At 36.9% G+C, this 15,299-nt stretch carries 17 protein-coding genes; 1 reads left to right on the forward strand and 16 read right to left on the reverse strand.

Annotated features, from left to right (window positions below; translation table 11 throughout):
- Nucleotides 1-154 precede the first annotated feature (154 nt).
- The 5 genes from rsmA to metG form a co-directional block, all read right to left on the reverse strand.
- The gene (rsmA, locus tag B3D94_RS05430; RefSeq protein ID WP_069483063.1) at nt 155-1,036 is read right to left on the reverse strand and encodes a 16S rRNA (adenine(1518)-N(6)/adenine(1519)-N(6))-dimethyltransferase RsmA; all 882 of its coding nucleotides are present in this window, start codon (nt 1,034-1,036) and stop codon (nt 155-157) included.
- Nucleotides 1,029-1,595 (reverse strand): ribonuclease M5, encoded by a 567-nt coding sequence (rnmV, locus tag B3D94_RS05435; protein ID WP_069483064.1) that lies wholly within the window; start codon nt 1,593-1,595, stop codon nt 1,029-1,031. The genes rsmA and rnmV overlap by 8 nt, the downstream gene beginning before the upstream one ends.
- Before the next feature lie 194 nt (nt 1,596-1,789).
- Nucleotides 1,790-3,001: a G5 and 3D domain-containing protein gene (locus tag B3D94_RS05440; RefSeq protein ID WP_069483065.1), complete on the reverse strand. Its 1,212-nt coding sequence runs from the start codon at nt 2,999-3,001 to the stop codon at nt 1,790-1,792.
- Nucleotides 3,002-3,136: 135 nt separating this feature from the next.
- Nucleotides 3,137-3,907: a TatD family hydrolase gene (locus B3D94_RS05445; protein WP_069483066.1), complete on the reverse strand. Its 771-nt coding sequence runs from the start codon at nt 3,905-3,907 to the stop codon at nt 3,137-3,139.
- Between the two features lie 254 nt (nt 3,908-4,161).
- Nucleotides 4,162-6,153: a methionine--tRNA ligase gene (gene metG / locus B3D94_RS05450; RefSeq protein ID WP_414673977.1), complete on the reverse strand. Its 1,992-nt coding sequence runs from the start codon at nt 6,151-6,153 to the stop codon at nt 4,162-4,164.
- A gap of 334 nt (nt 6,154-6,487) precedes the next feature.
- Between metG and B3D94_RS05455 the strand changes: the two genes are divergently transcribed.
- Entirely contained in the window at nt 6,488-6,766 is a 279-nt protein-coding gene (locus tag B3D94_RS05455; RefSeq protein ID WP_004229214.1) for an AbrB/MazE/SpoVT family DNA-binding domain-containing protein, read from the forward strand.
- Nucleotides 6,767-6,950: 184 nt separating this feature from the next.
- Here the strand turns inward: B3D94_RS05455 and rsmI are convergent, their stop codons facing one another.
- From rsmI to B3D94_RS05510, 11 genes are all read right to left on the reverse strand, one after another.
- Nucleotides 6,951-7,826, reverse strand: coding sequence for a 16S rRNA (cytidine(1402)-2'-O)-methyltransferase (gene rsmI / locus B3D94_RS05460; RefSeq protein WP_069483068.1), 876 nt, complete (start codon nt 7,824-7,826; stop codon nt 6,951-6,953).
- Nucleotides 7,823-8,086 (reverse strand): GIY-YIG nuclease family protein, encoded by a 264-nt coding sequence (locus B3D94_RS05465; protein ID WP_069483069.1) that lies wholly within the window; start codon nt 8,084-8,086, stop codon nt 7,823-7,825. The genes rsmI and B3D94_RS05465 overlap by 4 nt, the downstream gene beginning before the upstream one ends.
- Nucleotides 8,070-8,819, reverse strand: coding sequence for a tRNA1(Val) (adenine(37)-N6)-methyltransferase (locus B3D94_RS05470; RefSeq protein WP_291755536.1), 750 nt, complete (start codon nt 8,817-8,819; stop codon nt 8,070-8,072). The genes B3D94_RS05465 and B3D94_RS05470 overlap by 17 nt, the downstream gene beginning before the upstream one ends.
- A gap of 63 nt (nt 8,820-8,882) precedes the next feature.
- Nucleotides 8,883-9,239, reverse strand: coding sequence for a DNA replication initiation control protein YabA (gene yabA, locus B3D94_RS05475; protein WP_025116340.1), 357 nt, complete (start codon nt 9,237-9,239; stop codon nt 8,883-8,885).
- Nucleotides 9,240-9,266: 27 nt separating this feature from the next.
- Complete coding sequence (locus tag B3D94_RS05480; RefSeq protein WP_008179715.1) at nt 9,267-10,082, reverse strand: PSP1 domain-containing protein; 816 nt, start codon at nt 10,080-10,082, stop codon at nt 9,267-9,269.
- A complete protein-coding gene (gene holB / locus B3D94_RS05485; RefSeq protein ID WP_291755540.1) occupies nt 10,075-11,079 on the reverse strand; it encodes a DNA polymerase III subunit delta' in 1,005 nt (334 codons plus the stop codon). The genes B3D94_RS05480 and holB overlap by 8 nt, the downstream gene beginning before the upstream one ends.
- A 299-nt stretch (nt 11,080-11,378) precedes the next feature.
- Complete coding sequence (locus B3D94_RS05490; protein WP_008179711.1) at nt 11,379-11,819, reverse strand: YaaR family protein; 441 nt, start codon at nt 11,817-11,819, stop codon at nt 11,379-11,381.
- 131 nt (nt 11,820-11,950) lie between these two features.
- Nucleotides 11,951-12,280 (reverse strand): cyclic-di-AMP receptor, encoded by a 330-nt coding sequence (locus tag B3D94_RS05495; RefSeq protein ID WP_004229230.1) that lies wholly within the window; start codon nt 12,278-12,280, stop codon nt 11,951-11,953.
- 146 nt (nt 12,281-12,426) lie between these two features.
- On the reverse strand, nt 12,427-13,056 hold the full coding sequence (gene tmk / locus B3D94_RS05500) for a dTMP kinase (protein ID WP_069483072.1): 630 nt from the start codon (nt 13,054-13,056) through the stop codon (nt 12,427-12,429).
- An 18-nt stretch (nt 13,057-13,074) separates the two neighbouring features.
- The gene (locus tag B3D94_RS05505; RefSeq protein WP_069483073.1) at nt 13,075-14,508 is read right to left on the reverse strand and encodes an aminotransferase class I/II-fold pyridoxal phosphate-dependent enzyme; all 1,434 of its coding nucleotides are present in this window, start codon (nt 14,506-14,508) and stop codon (nt 13,075-13,077) included.
- 186 nt (nt 14,509-14,694) lie between these two features.
- Nucleotides 14,695-15,135, reverse strand: a complete 441-nt coding sequence (locus tag B3D94_RS05510; RefSeq protein WP_291755547.1) for an SRPBCC family protein — start codon at nt 15,133-15,135, stop codon at nt 14,695-14,697.
- Nucleotides 15,136-15,299: the final 164 nt, after the last annotated feature.

Consider the following 15,299-nt stretch of genomic DNA (forward strand, 5'->3'; position numbering starts at 1 on the left):
CGCTTACACCTCACTAATAACTAGTATAAGCGAATCGCCCAAAAATGTCAACAAAATATAATATTTTATCAGCACCTCATAAATCTTGTCAACTTATTTTTTATAAAAAACATATATTTTTTTACATCTAAGAAAAAAATGTTAACAAAATTTTTTACTTTGCAAATACAGGATATAGCGCATCCGCTAATTTTCCAAACTCTTGAATCGTTAAAGTTTCACCACGGCGGGTTGGTTCGATACTAGCAACAGCTAAAGCTTCTAGTATGAAGTCCTTTTGTGCTTTACCATTAGGCAAACCAGATTGTAGGTTATTATAAATCGTTTTTCTACGCTGTACGAAAGAGGCACGCGTCACGACAAAAAGAAAATCCTCGTTAATAACCTTTACTGGCGGCTCATCATGCTTAATAAGGCGAATGACTGCTGAGTCGACGTTAGGCTGTGGCATGAAAACCGTCTTAGGTACTGTCATAGCAATTTCTGCCTTTACGTAATACTGGATCGCAATCGACAATGAACCATATTCCTTCGTTCCTGGTTTAGCCGTTATACGATCTGCCACCTCTTTTTGCATCATGACAACGAAACCACGAATCGGCAATCGATCATTCAATAATTTCATTAAAATTGGTGTAGTTACGTAATACGGTAAATTGGCCACAACCATAATATCTTCAATTCCTGGCATTTCCTCTGCAATCACTTTAGCAACATCAGCCTTTAGAATGTCAGAATGGACAATAGACACATTATTGTAGGGGCTAAGTGTATCCTCTAACACAGGTAATAGTCGTTGGTCGATTTCAAAGGAAACGACCTTTTTAGCACTTCTCGCTAAATGTTCAGTTAATGCCCCAATACCTGGACCAACTTCAATTGCCCCACTATTTTCTGTTAAGTTGGCATGGCTAACTATATTTCTTAATATATTTGGATCAATTAAAAAGTTCTGTCCTAAACTTTTTTTAAATGAGAATCCATATTTTCTTAAAATTTCCTGCGTTCGAATTGGTGTTGCTATATCCTTATGCATCATTTTCCTCCTGATCTAGCTGTGCAACTGCGGCACCAAATTGTTTTTCTGTAATTTGAAACATCTTCAATCTTTTATGGAGCTGCTTACCATTTGTAGCACCTATATTTAATAATTCACCGAGACGATCACGACGATGCTTTGCCTGCGGATGTCCAATTAAACGAGCTGTCATTAAATCCTCTAGTGTTATATCATCTTCGTTTGGTACATCCAGATTAGGGGTATAGACAAGTCGTAGCGCTTCCCGAATATCGACGTCTGCTGCATGTTCAATTCCTAATCCCTTGCCATTCTTCGCAATTGTTTTCGCTTTCGGTAAAAAAGCATGCTTGACCCCTTGAACACGCTCTTCAATAATGGCACGTATGCGACGTCCTGGATAATCAGGATCCGTAAATACAATAACTCCACGTTTCTCCTGTGCATGCTGAATCCGTTTCAATGTCTCTTCAGATATAGCAGATCCATTTGTTTCTATAGTATCTGCTTGTACGGCGCGCTTAATAGCTGTCGTATCATCTTTTCCTTCAACCACGATAATTTCTTTTATTTGCAAAAAGGCTCCTCTTTTCTACCTTATCTTCTGACCATTTTACAACTGCATGATACTGTTTGTACAGGAATACAAGACTCACAGGTACCTATACGTATAACATTGATTGGCCGCTAAAAATAAAAAAAGAAGCTTTCCCGCCAGTCAAAACAGGAAAGCCCTTAGTGAAAAACATTTTGATTTATTTTACAATTTTTTTAATTTAATACTTTAATACGCACTTTCTTACGTCCCCAGTTACGTGCTTGGGCATCTGTTTGTACAAGTATATCGATCTTATTACCCTTGATTGCGCCACCAGTATCTCCCGCAATAGCTGTACCATACCCTTCAACCCAAACTTTTGAGCCAAGCTTAATAACAGAAGGGTCAACTGCTACCACCTTCAAATTGGAATTTGAACGCAAGTTTATACCAGTTGCTGATGTACCTGAGCAACCGTTGCAATATGGTGTATAGGCTGTTGCCGTTACATAGAACTCTTTACCGCTTGCCGGCTCTGCTGAACCACGCGATACAGTCGCCGCGCTTGCAACTACAGTTTTAGTTCCGACTGCAACTACTTGCTTTTTCGGCTCTTGTAAAACTGCCTCAGATTGTAGATTCTTTGCTACAACCTTCCCATTTTCTTTGACAACTTCATACGTACGAGAAACAGAACCTTTCTGCCCCGTTGCTACTACCTTTTCTTTCCCCTTTTGCAATGAAGCATCCTGCTTCTTTTCAACTGCGAAATCTAAAGAGTCTTCCACTACATCGATAACCTTTTCTACGCGAACTACTGTGATTTTACTCGCCGGAGTAAGAACGTCCTCCAGGTTATTTTCGACACGATCGAATTCATTTAACTGAATTCCTTGTTGTTTTAAAAAGTTAGCGACCGTAGTCGAAGTGGACCATACTTGTCTTTTGTTTACGCCATCGACAAGCGTTAATTGAAACGCTCTTTGAATATCGATTTTGTTTTCTGCGCCTAGCTCAGTATCTAGACCTTGTGCTAAAGAGTCATGTTCAGATACTTCAATATTCGCTTCCTTCAAAATGTCTTTCACTAGTGTTTCAGTTGTCCATACTTTTGACTGATTTCCATCAACTGAAATTGTTACTTCTTTTGCCTGTTCCCATTGAATTGCTAAGCCATTAACAATTTTGGTGTTCAGAGAGGGTGATATTTTATCATGCGCTGCTACATCTATATTTTGATCTTGTAATAATTGTTCTACAGTTTTGGCATGTGTGGATAATTCGATTGTTTCTCCATTTGCTTCAAGCTTTACGGCTTTTTTCGTACCTTGATAAAGCACGAAAGAGATTACAGATACAAACAGGACAAGTGAAATAATTCTTATCACTGTTTGCTTACTCCTCAATGATCCTAAGAACAAGTTTTTCATGGAATTATTTGACATGAAAAAACGCCTCCTTAATACAAGGTTGGATTATACGGACTAGTTTTGGCACTGTCAACCCGAAAGTATTTCTTTGAAAATTGACTTCTTCGTTTTTGCCAACCATAAACCCTGTATTGGAGGCATCTTAGCTAATTAACTGTCAATCCCAAAAAATTTTTTCGCATTGTCGGTAGTTGCTTGTGCAATTTCCTCGATTGTCAACCCTTTCAAACGTGCAATTTCTTCCGCCACTAACGGCACAAAAGCGGGTTCATTGCGCTTTCCACGATAAGGATGTGGCGCTAAATAAGGAGCATCAGTTTCAATCATCAAGTGCTCAAGAGGGATGTCCGAAGCCACTTCTTTTGGCAAACGTGCATTTTTGAATGTCACGGGACCCCCAAGACTAATCATAAAATTCATAGCAATACATTCACGTGCTGTTTCTACACTCCCACTAAAACAGTGCATAACACCCCCTACAGATGCTGCATTTTCTTCACGTAAAATATTTACAACATCCCCTGTTGCATCCCTATTATGAATGATAATTGGTAAATCAATCTTTTGCGCTAACTGTATTTGTTTGCGGAAAAGTGCCTGTTGAACATCCTTTGGTGATTTATCCCAATAGTAGTCCAACCCAGTTTCACCAATACCGACTATTTTTGGATGTGCTGCTAATTCCTCAATCCACTCTAAATCTTCCTGAGTGCAATCAATGGCGTCTACCGGATGCCATCCAATAACACCGTAAACAAAATCATATTGCTCTATCAGCTCCATAGTTCTTTCAATGGTTTTACGATCAAAACCTATAACCACCATTTTTTCTACTTTAGCTTCTAAAGCTCTATTGATTACATCTTGAAGGTCTGCCTCGTATTGATCTGCGTTTAAATGTACATGTGTATCAATAAACATCGTTCATTCTCCTAACATCGATTTTATTAAAATTTATTATTTCATATTTTTCGTAAGCATTACAAATTTGTTACAAACGATTCGGGTTTGTGACATTCCACTTAATCGACAAAGCTCGAGTTGGTTCTATATACCTAAAAAACCATTATTTTTATAACACATAAATTATTCCGAAATAACAATAAGGCTATTTCTACTGGCAGATTTGAAAAGCCTGCTGAATACTATCTATTCAGCAGGCCAATCTTCGTTTGTTACTTTACTTTTGCACCATTTTCAAGTTTTGAATCTACAGATGCTAATTTTAAAATCCCATCTTTTTCACCAGCTAGGATCATACCTTGTGATAATTCGCCACGTAATTTAACTGGTTTTAAGTTTGCTACGACAATCACTTTTTGACCAACTAATTCTTCTGGAGAATAGAATTTCGCAATACCTGAAACTACTTGACGTTGCTCGTATCCTAGGTCGACTTGAAGCTTTAATAATTTATCAGCTTTTGGCACAGTTTCACATGCAGTTACAGTCGCAACACGCAAATCAATTTTCATGAAATCATCAATAGTAATTTCAGGAATTTCTGGGTTCCCATCACTCTTTGTCTCATTTTTAACTTCTTCTTCTTGTGAAGTTTTTACAGAACCACGCATTTCTTCACGGATATAAGCTATTTCAACTTCATTTTCCAAACGAGGGAAAATAGGTATCCCTTTTTCTACCACTTTAATGTTTGCTGGAATAGTATTGCCGAATGTTTCAATTGTATCCCATGCTAAGAATTTGTCATCCAAACCTAGCTGTTCCATCATACGTTTAGGTGTTGTTGTCATAAATGGTTGTAACATGACAGCAATTTGGTGTAAGCTTTCTGCCAAATTTCGCATTACTGTACCTAATTTTGGTTTATCCGCTTCTTCTTTTGCTAATACCCATGGTTGTGTTTCATCTATATACTTATTCGTTCGTGATACTAATGTCCATAAGTCTGCCAATACCACACTAAACTGCATTTTTTCCATACTTTCTTCATATTTAATACGTACCGACTCAGCCTGCTCTTTTAATGCTGCATCAAATTCTGTCGATTGAAGATTCTCTGAAGGAATAATACCATCGTAATATTTGTTAATCATAGAAATAGTACGGTTTAATAAATTACCTAAATCATTTGCAAGATCAAAGTTTGTTCGTTCAATAAATGATTCTGGAGAGAATACACCATCAGAACCGAAAGGTAATTCACGTAAAAGGAAATAACGTGTCGCATCAAGGCCATAACGTTCGATTAACATTTCTGGATAAATGACATTACCTTTTGATTTAGACATTTTCCCGTCTTTCATCATAATAAAACCATGTGCAAAAATCTTTTTCGGTAATGGTAAATCTAAAGCCATTAAGAAAATTGGCCAATAAATCGTATGGAAGCGAACGATATCTTTCCCTACAACATGCACATCTGCTGGCCAATATTTGTTGAACAATGTTTCATCATCTGAAAGATATCCTAATGATGTAATATAATTCGTTAATGCATCTACCCATACATAGATAACATGTTTGGGATCCCCAGGTACTTTAATACCCCAGTCAAAGGATGTTCTCGATACTGATAAATCTTCTAACCCCGGTTTAATAAAGTTATTGATCATTTCATTTTTTCGAGACTCCGGTTCAATAAATTCGAGGTTTTTCTCATAATAAGACAATAAACGATCCGCGTATTTCTTCATATTAAAGAAGTACGATTCCTCTTTTACTTTGTGGACGGGGCGACCACAGTCTGGACAATTTCCATCAACTAATTGAGTCTCTGTAAAGAATGATTCACAAGGCGTACAATACCAGCCTTCATACTCACCTTTATATATATCCCCATTATCCAAAAACTTTTGGAAAATCTTTTCGACAGCTTTTGTATGTCGTTCTTGCGTTGTTTGTATAAAATCATCGTAAGAAATATCCATTAACGTCCAAAGCTTTTTCGCAGCCTCTGCAATTTCATTGACATAATCTTGAGGATGTTTGCCCGCCTCTGCTGCCTTCTCTTGAATTTTTTGTCCATGCTCGTCCATACCTGTTAAAAAACGAACATCATAACCACGTAAACGTTTATAACGTGCTATCGCATCTGATGCAACGGTCGTATATGCCGTACCAATATGAAACTTCCCACTTGGATAGTAAATGGGTGTTGTTATATAGAATGTTTTCTTTTGTTCACTCACAAGAACTGCCTCCATTGTTTTACAATATACTTTCTATTCTAACGAAGTACGAAATTCGTTTCAATGAAAGTTTACCATTCGCGAAAATTGTCGAATAATATATTTAATCCATTTACTGACTTAAATAAGAACCTTTTTTACTATAATCAAAAATATTTATTAAAAACCTTTTAAAATAACAGAAATAACAGCATTCTTCTCAAAAAAATTTTTAAAAAACCTTAATATTAGTGCATTAATTAATTGACGTTTATGGCATTACTTGGTATGATAACTATCAGACAAAGAAAAGATGTCGAAATTTGACGAAATGCCAATATAACTTTTATAAATTAGGAGGAAAACTATTATGAAATCAACAGGAATTGTTCGTAAAGTCGATGAGTTAGGTCGTGTAGTTATACCTATCGAATTACGTCGTACACTAGGTATTGCTGAAAAGGATGCTTTAGAAATCTATGTGGATGATGATAAAATCATCTTAAAAAAATATATGCCTAATATGACATGTGCTGTTACTGGCGAAGTTTCAGATGATAACTTCCGTCTAGTTGGAGGCAAATTAATTTTAAGTCCAGAAGGCGCTGAAATGTTAGTAAAAGAAATTCAATCAAACTTAAAAAAATAATGCTTACACACCTAAATCAAGACAGTGATTTAGGTGTTTTTAATATAAATGTATACTTTCTACTATACCCAAATTTTGTACCCCTTATAATGTCCCTGTCAGACCTTTATCTGTAAGGTTACTATTATTTACATTTGTTATCAATTCAAAAAATTAAGAGCTACCCTAAGGTAACTCTTAATGGTCATTGATTATGATATTCGTTATAGACATCTCTCTTCGCTAGTTGTCGTTCCTTGGCTACTTCTTTAATGGCTTCTTTAGAACTTATATCGTTTTGTTGAAGGATATAATCCACGTGTTCGATAATAGATAGTGTATGCCAATAAGCCTCTTCAGAATCTTCCACTTCGACTTCCTGATTCCCCTCAAGGACTATACAAAATTCACCACGTATTTCTTCTGTTTGTGACCATTCTATAGCTTCTGCTAGGGTGCCACGCAAAAATTCCTCAAATTTCTTAGTCAGCTCTCGCGCTAAAACAATACGACGATTTCCCAGAATAGCTTCCATATCTTTTAATGTTTCCTTTAAGCGATGAGGTGCTTCATATAATAAAATCGTTTCTTGTCGTTTTTTTAATTGTTCTAATTGCTGACGACGATCTTTTCTTCCACGATTTAAAAAACCATAAAAGAAAAATGGCTGGGGTGTTAATCCAGAAGCTATTAATGCAGTTATTGCTGCATTTGGACCTGGTATAGGCACAACCGGAAAGTTTTGAGCAATTGCTTTTTCAACTATATCTGCACCAGGATCAGAAATACAAGGTAAACCTGCATCACTCACTAATGCGATGGTCTTCCCTTCCTGTAGAAAAGTTAATAATTTTTCTCCACCTACAGCTAGATTATGTTCATGGTAGCTCATTAAAGGTGTGTCAATTTCAAAATAGTTACATAATTTTTTTGTATTTCTAGTATCCTCTGCTGCAATAATATCCGCCTCTTTTAAAATACGGAGCGCCCGCACACTAATATCCTCTAGATTTCCAATAGGTGTCCCTACAAGATATAAACAGCCTGTCTGATCGTGTATTGTACTTTTTTGTGATTTCACGATTCACCCCTCCTTATATGCACTATTTTTTGAGTTCTTGTTAGTTGCTTAAAAGCATATTCTGCGCGCATTGCCTCTTCCTTTGTTTCAAATTCTTCCTTATAAATACACTTTACTGGCACTCTAGCTCTTGTATATTTTGCCCCTTTACCAGCATTATGTACAGCTACACGCTTTTCTAAATTATTTGTATAGCCTGCGTAAAGTGATTGATCCGCACACTCTAGCACGTAAAAATAGTGACTATTGCTCTTTTCCATAAAGAATCTCTCTCACTTCTGCTGTGTATTCATTATTTTCATTATAGATATATAATGGTGGTAATATTTTTAAATCAGGCTTCCCATCCTTTATTCCTTCTATTAATAATGTATTGGCCTCTTTTCCTTCTTTCGGATAAATAAGCTGCATTCGTTTTGGCTCTAAACGATTCGCACGCATTGCAGTAACTATATCTAATAATCGACCTGGTCGATGCACAAATGCTGCTTTTCCACCTTGCTTTAATAATTTACTTGCTGAGTGAATGGCCTCTTCTAATGTTAAATAGAGTTCATGTCGTGCAATGGCATGATGTTCACTAAGATTTTTATCACTTGCTTCATGTGCTAAAAAATAAGGGGGATTGCATGTAACAACGTCATATTTTTCAATGCCCAGTTGTTTCGGTATTTCTTTTACATCTCCAAGAATCATTTGTATTTGATTTTCTAATTGATTATAGCGAATACTTCTTTCTGCCATATCAAACAGGCGTGGCTGAAGCTCAACTCCCGTTATTTGCCCCTTCGTTCGTGCACTTAAAAAGAGAGGGATTACACCATTTCCCGAGCATAAATCTACAATATTTCCTTTATGATAGGGAATATTGACAAACTTTGAAAGCAATACCGCATCCAATGAAAATGAAAAGACAGATGGACTTTGAATAATACGTAAATTCTCAGCCAATAAATAGTCTAGACGTTCATCACCTTTTAGCCATTTTTCCATGCTAATTCCTCCTATGCTACAAAAGAAAAGACTGATACCACCGTGGTGGGAATCAGCCTTCTATTATACATTTTGTTTATTTAAAAATGATAGACAAAACAGACAATCTTCACCTTTTCGAGAGCTTCCAAAATGAACATGACAAACATGGAAACCTTCCTGGTATAGACGAGCTAGGTTATCATAGCCTTCACCTATATCTAGCGGACTCTCTTTCTTTACTTCAGCAGCTTGTACGGAGTGTGTATTTGAAAGTAGTTCTTCTAGACGTGTGCGAAGATGATGATTTTCTGTTTCAAGTGCCTTATGCTCTTCCATCATTAACGCTACAAATTGTTTCAATGCACCAAATTGCTCCTGCATTGCTTCGAGCTGTTGTTCGAACTCCATAACGGTATCTAAGAAATTACGGTCCTTCACCCAAGCCACCTCGTTAAATTCTCTATCTTAAATAAGATTTTTTTCGCATGCTAGCAGTTCTTCTAGTGTATACTCAACTGTGCGCTCCTGCTCTTGTAAATATACTTGAATAAGTCTTTCCAGCACATTTAAACCTACAACTTTACCGCGGCCATCTGGTGTCATAGCTACTTCACCTAAATCTGGCATACCTTCTTTTGCCTCTTCATACTCATCATTCTCATACTTTAAGCAACACATTAAACGTCCGCAAAGTCCTGATATTTTTGAAGGATTTAAAGATAAGTTTTGATCTTTAGCCATTTTTATAGAAACTGGCTCAAAATCTCCTAAAAATGTAGAGCAACATAGCATACGACCACAAGGCCCAATGCCTCCTAATAATTTTGCTTCATCACGAACACCGATTTGGCGAAGTTCGATACGTGTTCTAAATACCGAAGCTAAATCTTTTACAAGATCCCTGAAGTCAACTCGTCCTTCAGCTGTAAAATAAAAAATGATTTTATTACGGTCAAATGTATATTCAACATCTACAAGCTTCATTTCTAGATTATGTTCTATAATTTTAGTACTTGCAAGTTCAAATGCTCGTTTTGACTCAGCAGCGTTTTCTTCTACTTGTATACGATCACGATCATCCGCTGGTCGAAGTACTTGTTTAAGTGGTAATACGACATCATTATCACCTACTACTTTTTGAGGGACAACCACTTTACCATATTCGACGCCACGCGCTGTCTCAACAATAACATATTGACTATCTTCTAATAGAAATGATGCTGGATCAAAATAATATATTTTACCCGCTTTTTTAAAGCGGACTCCTACTACATTATACAAATGTATATCCCTCCTGCAGATTTAGCATTAACTGCTCCATCAATAACGTCCTATTCATGTTACGCTGTAAAGATGCACGCGCCTGTAAAATAGATTCCATTTGCTTAGACAATTGCTCATAAGTGGAATATAACGCGACTTCTTTGAATAATGGTAACATGTCTGGATAAGTACAAGCTGCCTCGGGATTAGCTTTTATTGACACTATATCACGGTAAGCAAATAGTAGTAAATCCAATGCTTGCTCTATTTCGCTTTTTTCTTTAAAGTGTGGTAGCCACTCCTCGTGCACAATAAGCATGGCCTCATGTACATTTTGCCGAATAGCTTCTACTAATTTTAACACTGTTTTTCGAGCGAGTGCAAACTGCTCATCACTTGCTAAAAATATCGCCATTTCGAGCTCGTTCGTCATCATACTTACGGTTGAAGCCATCGAATGCGAAATATTATTTTCCTGTAAATGCTGTAATAAAACATGACGGGGCATTTTTTGAAATTTTATGTGTTGGCAACGCGAGCGGATCGTTGGTAGTATCGATTGCATTTGCTCTGTTAATAAAATAGCAGTAACCTCACCATCCGGCTCCTCTAAAAATTTAAGTATCATGTTGGCAGAGGCCGTGTTGAGACGATCTGCATGATGAAGAACATAGATTTTGCGTCCCTCTTCCACGCCCATCATTTTCATTTCACCAATTAATTCACGCATTTGATCAATCTTAATAAATTGACCCTCTGGATAAATTTGATGAATATTTGGATGATTTCCTGAATCAACACGTCTGCAATTTCGACATGTTTCACATGGAACATTTTCATTTGGGTGCTCACATAGCATTAGTTTGACAAAAAAATGCATAATATCTGCTTTGCCTGTCCCTTTTTCACCATCAAAAATGTATGCATGTGCTAATCTATTTTTGACAAAAATCGTTTGAAGTTGCTTCATTACAACTAGTTGTAGCGCGAATAGCTCTTCAACATTCTTGGCCATATATTTAAAATTCCTTCCTGTTTCTATTGTAAAGATGGGACTGTTCCCACTCTTAACTTTCGATAGAAACATTGCAGTAGTTCTTTATTGGCGATTGCGTTTTGCGTAAAATTGCCACCGTCGCCTCACATTCGGGAAGATAATCACGGCGTTCTTAATTAACAGATATTCTTGACTCCAAAGTGAAATGAGTAGTATTTAAACGCTATTGGTTTTCAATTGATCATGGGTCTACTATTATTGAATGAAGGTAAATATTCGAAAAAAGCCCGCGCCTATAGGAGAATGAGACACGGGTTTTACATATATAAGTTAATTAGTAAGCCTTTAATCTCACCGATTTTATCAAGGAGGTCAATCGCTTCTTTCTCTTCGTCTAAAAGATCTTGCGCAAGTTCAACCAGACGTGTATCAATCGTATCAATGATTTTTAAACGTCTTCCTTCACCAAAACGATTCCAAGTATGAGATTGCTTTAATTCCATACCATGTTCTACTGTCTCTTGTAGAAATCGTTTAACTAGCATTTTAAACCTAGCAAGTTCTCGTAAATTACGCGATCTCGCAACTCGGTCACCTGCAGTAGATATATCCCCTAACAACCTTGTCAATTGCTCAGTTTGCAACTTTGTTCCTTGCTTGACGACCATATCCCCAAATCGGTTATTTTGATTATTATTTTGTAGTGGCTCTTTACGATTTGTATTTAACCCGACGCGTATATCTTGATTAATTTTCAAGCTTGTTTCGCCCCCACGATCTTTATCTATTTCTCCTCAGCATGATTGCTTTAGGATAACAATAGGCCAAATCCTAATCATGATTCTGCCTTTCAAACAGTGAACCCTAATGTTTATGAGGAGGCTCTTTTTTAAAAATGATGGAATTGTTCAATCGGTAAAACAAAGACAGTGGCTCCTCCTACCTCAACCTCCACAGGATAAGGAATATAGGAATCAGCATTTCCCCCTAATGGAGAAACGGGCGCAACCATCTGCTCCCGAGCACGACAATTATCCCGAATAATATCTAAAAGTTTGGGTATGAGGGAGTCTTCAGTTCCTATAAGAAACGTCGTATTTCCTGAACGTAAAAATCCTCCTGTGCTCGCTAATTTAGTTGCGCGAAACTGATTTTTCGTTAAAGCATTCGATAAGCGGCTGCTATCCTGATCCTGCACTACAGCTACGACTAACTTCATTCGCACTCACCCCTTTTATAAAATTAACCTAAATAGGTTTCAATATTATTCCTAAACTTTTAATACTGCCACTATTAATAATCTAATTGAAGATAAAATAATGGATAGTATCATTATATCACATTGTTATAGACAACTTCATGTATTTACTGTATTGCGTCCAATAATAATGACCATACATCTTCAACAACACTATCAATATCTTGGTCAGCATTCACAATACGTATACGTTCTGGATAACGCTCAACGAGTAGTAAATATCCTTCATGCACCTTTTGATGAAACGTTAAACTTTCAACATCTAAACGATTTACTTCGCGATTTCCCGTTGCATATATACGTGCTAACCCTACTTCTGGTGCAATATCAAATAATATCGTCATATCAGGTAATTTCTTTCCGATAGCGAATTCATTAATGGAAAGCACCTCATCAATACCTATACCTCTTGCATAACCTTGATAGGCTAAAGATGAATCGATAAAACGATCACATATTACCAACTTCCCAGCATCTAAAGCAGGTTGAACCTTTTCAAAATAATGCTGGCTTCTTGCTGCAGCATATAACAATGCTTCTGTTCGTTCATCCATTGCTGTATGTGCAGGATTTAAAATAATCGTTCTTATTTTTTCTGCAATTTCAATTCCACCAGGTTCTCTTGTTGCTAGAACATCAATATTTTTTTCTGCTAACCGCTCTGCGATCTTTTGAATGACTGTTGTTTTCCCTGCTCCCTCTGGACCTTCAAATGTTATAAATAAATTGCTCTTCATGCTGTTAATTGCCTCCAACTATTTAATGACCTGAATCATTTTTTCTGTTAAACGGTGATTTCCTTGAAATGTTGCACCTGCTGCTAGTAGTTCTTCTAATTGACTTAATTTTGCTACTGTTATTCTTTCTCCGGGCACTAGAAATGGAATGCCAGGTGGATAAGGAATAATCATACTTGCTGATATCCGTCCCATTGTTCGCATATATGGTAACCATTCTTTATTTAAAGATGCAATCTCATTGAAGGTATAAATAGGCTCTGTTATCGGAATAAACTTATAAGCTGCTTGAGAAGCCTGGCTGCTATCAGTTTTTGCTGTTTCTAATAGCAATGTTACGGCTTCCTTTATTCGGACTCTTATTTCAGCAAATGGATAGGTATGTCCTTGCTTGAGTAATGGTAATATGAATAAAACTTGATTCCTATCAGCTAGCTCCCCATAGACATGCTCTGCCTCTAGTGCCTTCTGTAATTGAAAGCCACTATAACCTTTGACACGTAAAAGTAATTTGAGAGGGTCATCTACTTCAATAACTTCCAAAGAGCCAACCGATCGTAATGCTTCAACCCATTGATTCCTTTTTTCTATTATATATGCCCCATCACTCTCCATATATGTCTGTACATAATAACGAGCATCATCTAGTGAAGCTAATAAAACATAAGATGGGCTACTAGATTGTAGCATACGTAAATAGTGATGGATTTTTTCAGCTTCTATTAATTCCGATCTCACATGCATAAAGGATGCCATCGTCATCGCAGGTAGTGTTTTATGCGCTGATTGTACGACAACATCTGCCCCAAGAGACAAAGCTGATGGTTGAAATAATGAACATGCATCAAAGTGAGCACCATGTGCTTCATCCACCAATACAGGGATCCCCTTTTCATGGCAATAAGCAATTTGTTGCTGTATTTCATTAGAGGTCACCCCATAATAAGTAGGATATGTTAAAACAACCGCTTTCGCCTCTGAATAATTTTCTACAGCATCCTTTAAATCCTGAAAAGTAACATGTGTTGCGGTTAATGTTCGTTCATCCCATATCGGTGACACGAAAATAGGCTTGGCTCCAACAAGTTCGATGGCATGAAAAATAGATTTATGCGCATTCCTTTGAACAATAATGGTATCGCCTTTTTGACAAGTAGCATAAATCATTGCTAAATTCCCAACGGTAGAGCCACCTACCAAAAAGAAACTTTTCATCGCTCCATATGTATCAGCTAATAAATGCTCTGCTTCTAAGATCATTTCCTCAGGATAATGCAAATCATCCAGTCCTGATAATTCAGTTACATCATAACGCATAACATCCTTAAATGCTTGCGGAAGGTGAGACAGTTCGCCATGCTTATGGCCTGGGACATGAAAAGAAATATTTTGTTGTTGTCGAAAACCTTCTAATCCCTCTATAATCGGCTTTTTCTTTTGCAAAACAAACACCCATTTTCATTATATTCTCACCTAATTATACGAGATTATAACGCGATAAAAAAGTCATCTCTCAGCAAGGTGCTCTTTATTTACAGGTAAAGTTATAATTTTTCAGGTAAAATGCCTTACTATTATAAAAACCGACCATTGCCACCTCTGCAATAATCGGTTCTCCACCCTTTAAAAATGAAACTATTATTCTTTTGCTACCGTCAAAGCCATTTCTCTAACGAGTTGCTCCACCAATTGTGGAACAAATTTTTCTAATACGGGATTCATCATTCCTGCTAAAAAACCACTGGCCTTCATTGTTAAGCTACCTGTAAGTTGGAGTGATTCATCTTGATGCTGTTTAATTTCAAATGAGCCATCACCATTTATCGGATCAGATAAGCCAACTAAATCAAATAAGACTTGATGCGGTTCTGAAGATTTCATTTGAAGCTCGACTTTCACAGCCTTTTGAATGATGCCGAAGTCACCTTGAAAGACCCAAATCATATTATTTTCATTTAGCAATTCATGATGCAAATAACCTGGTATTAAAACAGCCCACTTTTCTCTATTTTGAATAAAGCTCTCTAACTTTTCTCTCTGTATATAAATTGCTTCACTAGTATATAATCCTGTTGCCACTCTATTTCATCCCCTTTGCCCAATCTTTACCATTTGATTTTACCATTGTTTATGCTTACAAAGACAGACAAAAATAAAAACCGCCGAGATAATATATCTCAGCGGTTACAATTGCCTAGCGACGTCCTACTCTCACAGGGGGAAGCCCCCAACTACCATCGGCG

The sequence above is a fragment of the Lysinibacillus sp. UBA5990 genome, from assembly GCF_002429815.1.
Classification (GTDB): domain Bacteria; phylum Bacillota; class Bacilli; order Bacillales_A; family Planococcaceae; genus Lysinibacillus; species Lysinibacillus fusiformis.

What these genes read in the sequence shown, in the direction of transcription:
- holB (WP_291755540.1), bottom strand. Translation starts at nt 11,079, where the DNA reads ATGGCCAAGAATGTTGAAGAGCTATTCGCGCTACAACTAGTTGTAATG.
- B3D94_RS05445 (WP_069483066.1), bottom strand. Translation starts at nt 3,907, where the DNA reads ATGTTTATTGATACACATGTACATTTAAACGCAGATCAATACGAGGCA.
- B3D94_RS05440 (WP_069483065.1), bottom strand. Translation starts at nt 3,001, where the DNA reads ATGTCAAATAATTCCATGAAAAACTTGTTCTTAGGATCATTGAGGAGT.
- metG (WP_414673977.1), bottom strand. Translation starts at nt 6,153, where the DNA reads ATGGAGGCAGTTCTTGTGAGTGAACAAAAGAAAACATTCTATATAACA.
- B3D94_RS05470 (WP_291755536.1), bottom strand. Translation starts at nt 8,819, where the DNA reads ATGGAAAAATGGCTAAAAGGTGATGAACGTCTAGACTATTTATTGGCT.
- B3D94_RS05455 (WP_004229214.1), top strand. Translation starts at nt 6,488, where the DNA reads ATGAAATCAACAGGAATTGTTCGTAAAGTCGATGAGTTAGGTCGTGTA.
- rsmA (WP_069483063.1), bottom strand. Translation starts at nt 1,036, where the DNA reads ATGCATAAGGATATAGCAACACCAATTCGAACGCAGGAAATTTTAAGA.
- B3D94_RS05495 (WP_004229230.1), bottom strand. Translation starts at nt 12,280, where the DNA reads ATGAAGTTAGTCGTAGCTGTAGTGCAGGATCAGGATAGCAGCCGCTTA.
- tmk (WP_069483072.1), bottom strand. Translation starts at nt 13,056, where the DNA reads ATGAAGAGCAATTTATTTATAACATTTGAAGGTCCAGAGGGAGCAGGG.
- B3D94_RS05465 (WP_069483069.1), bottom strand. Translation starts at nt 8,086, where the DNA reads ATGGAAAAGAGCAATAGTCACTATTTTTACGTGCTAGAGTGTGCGGAT.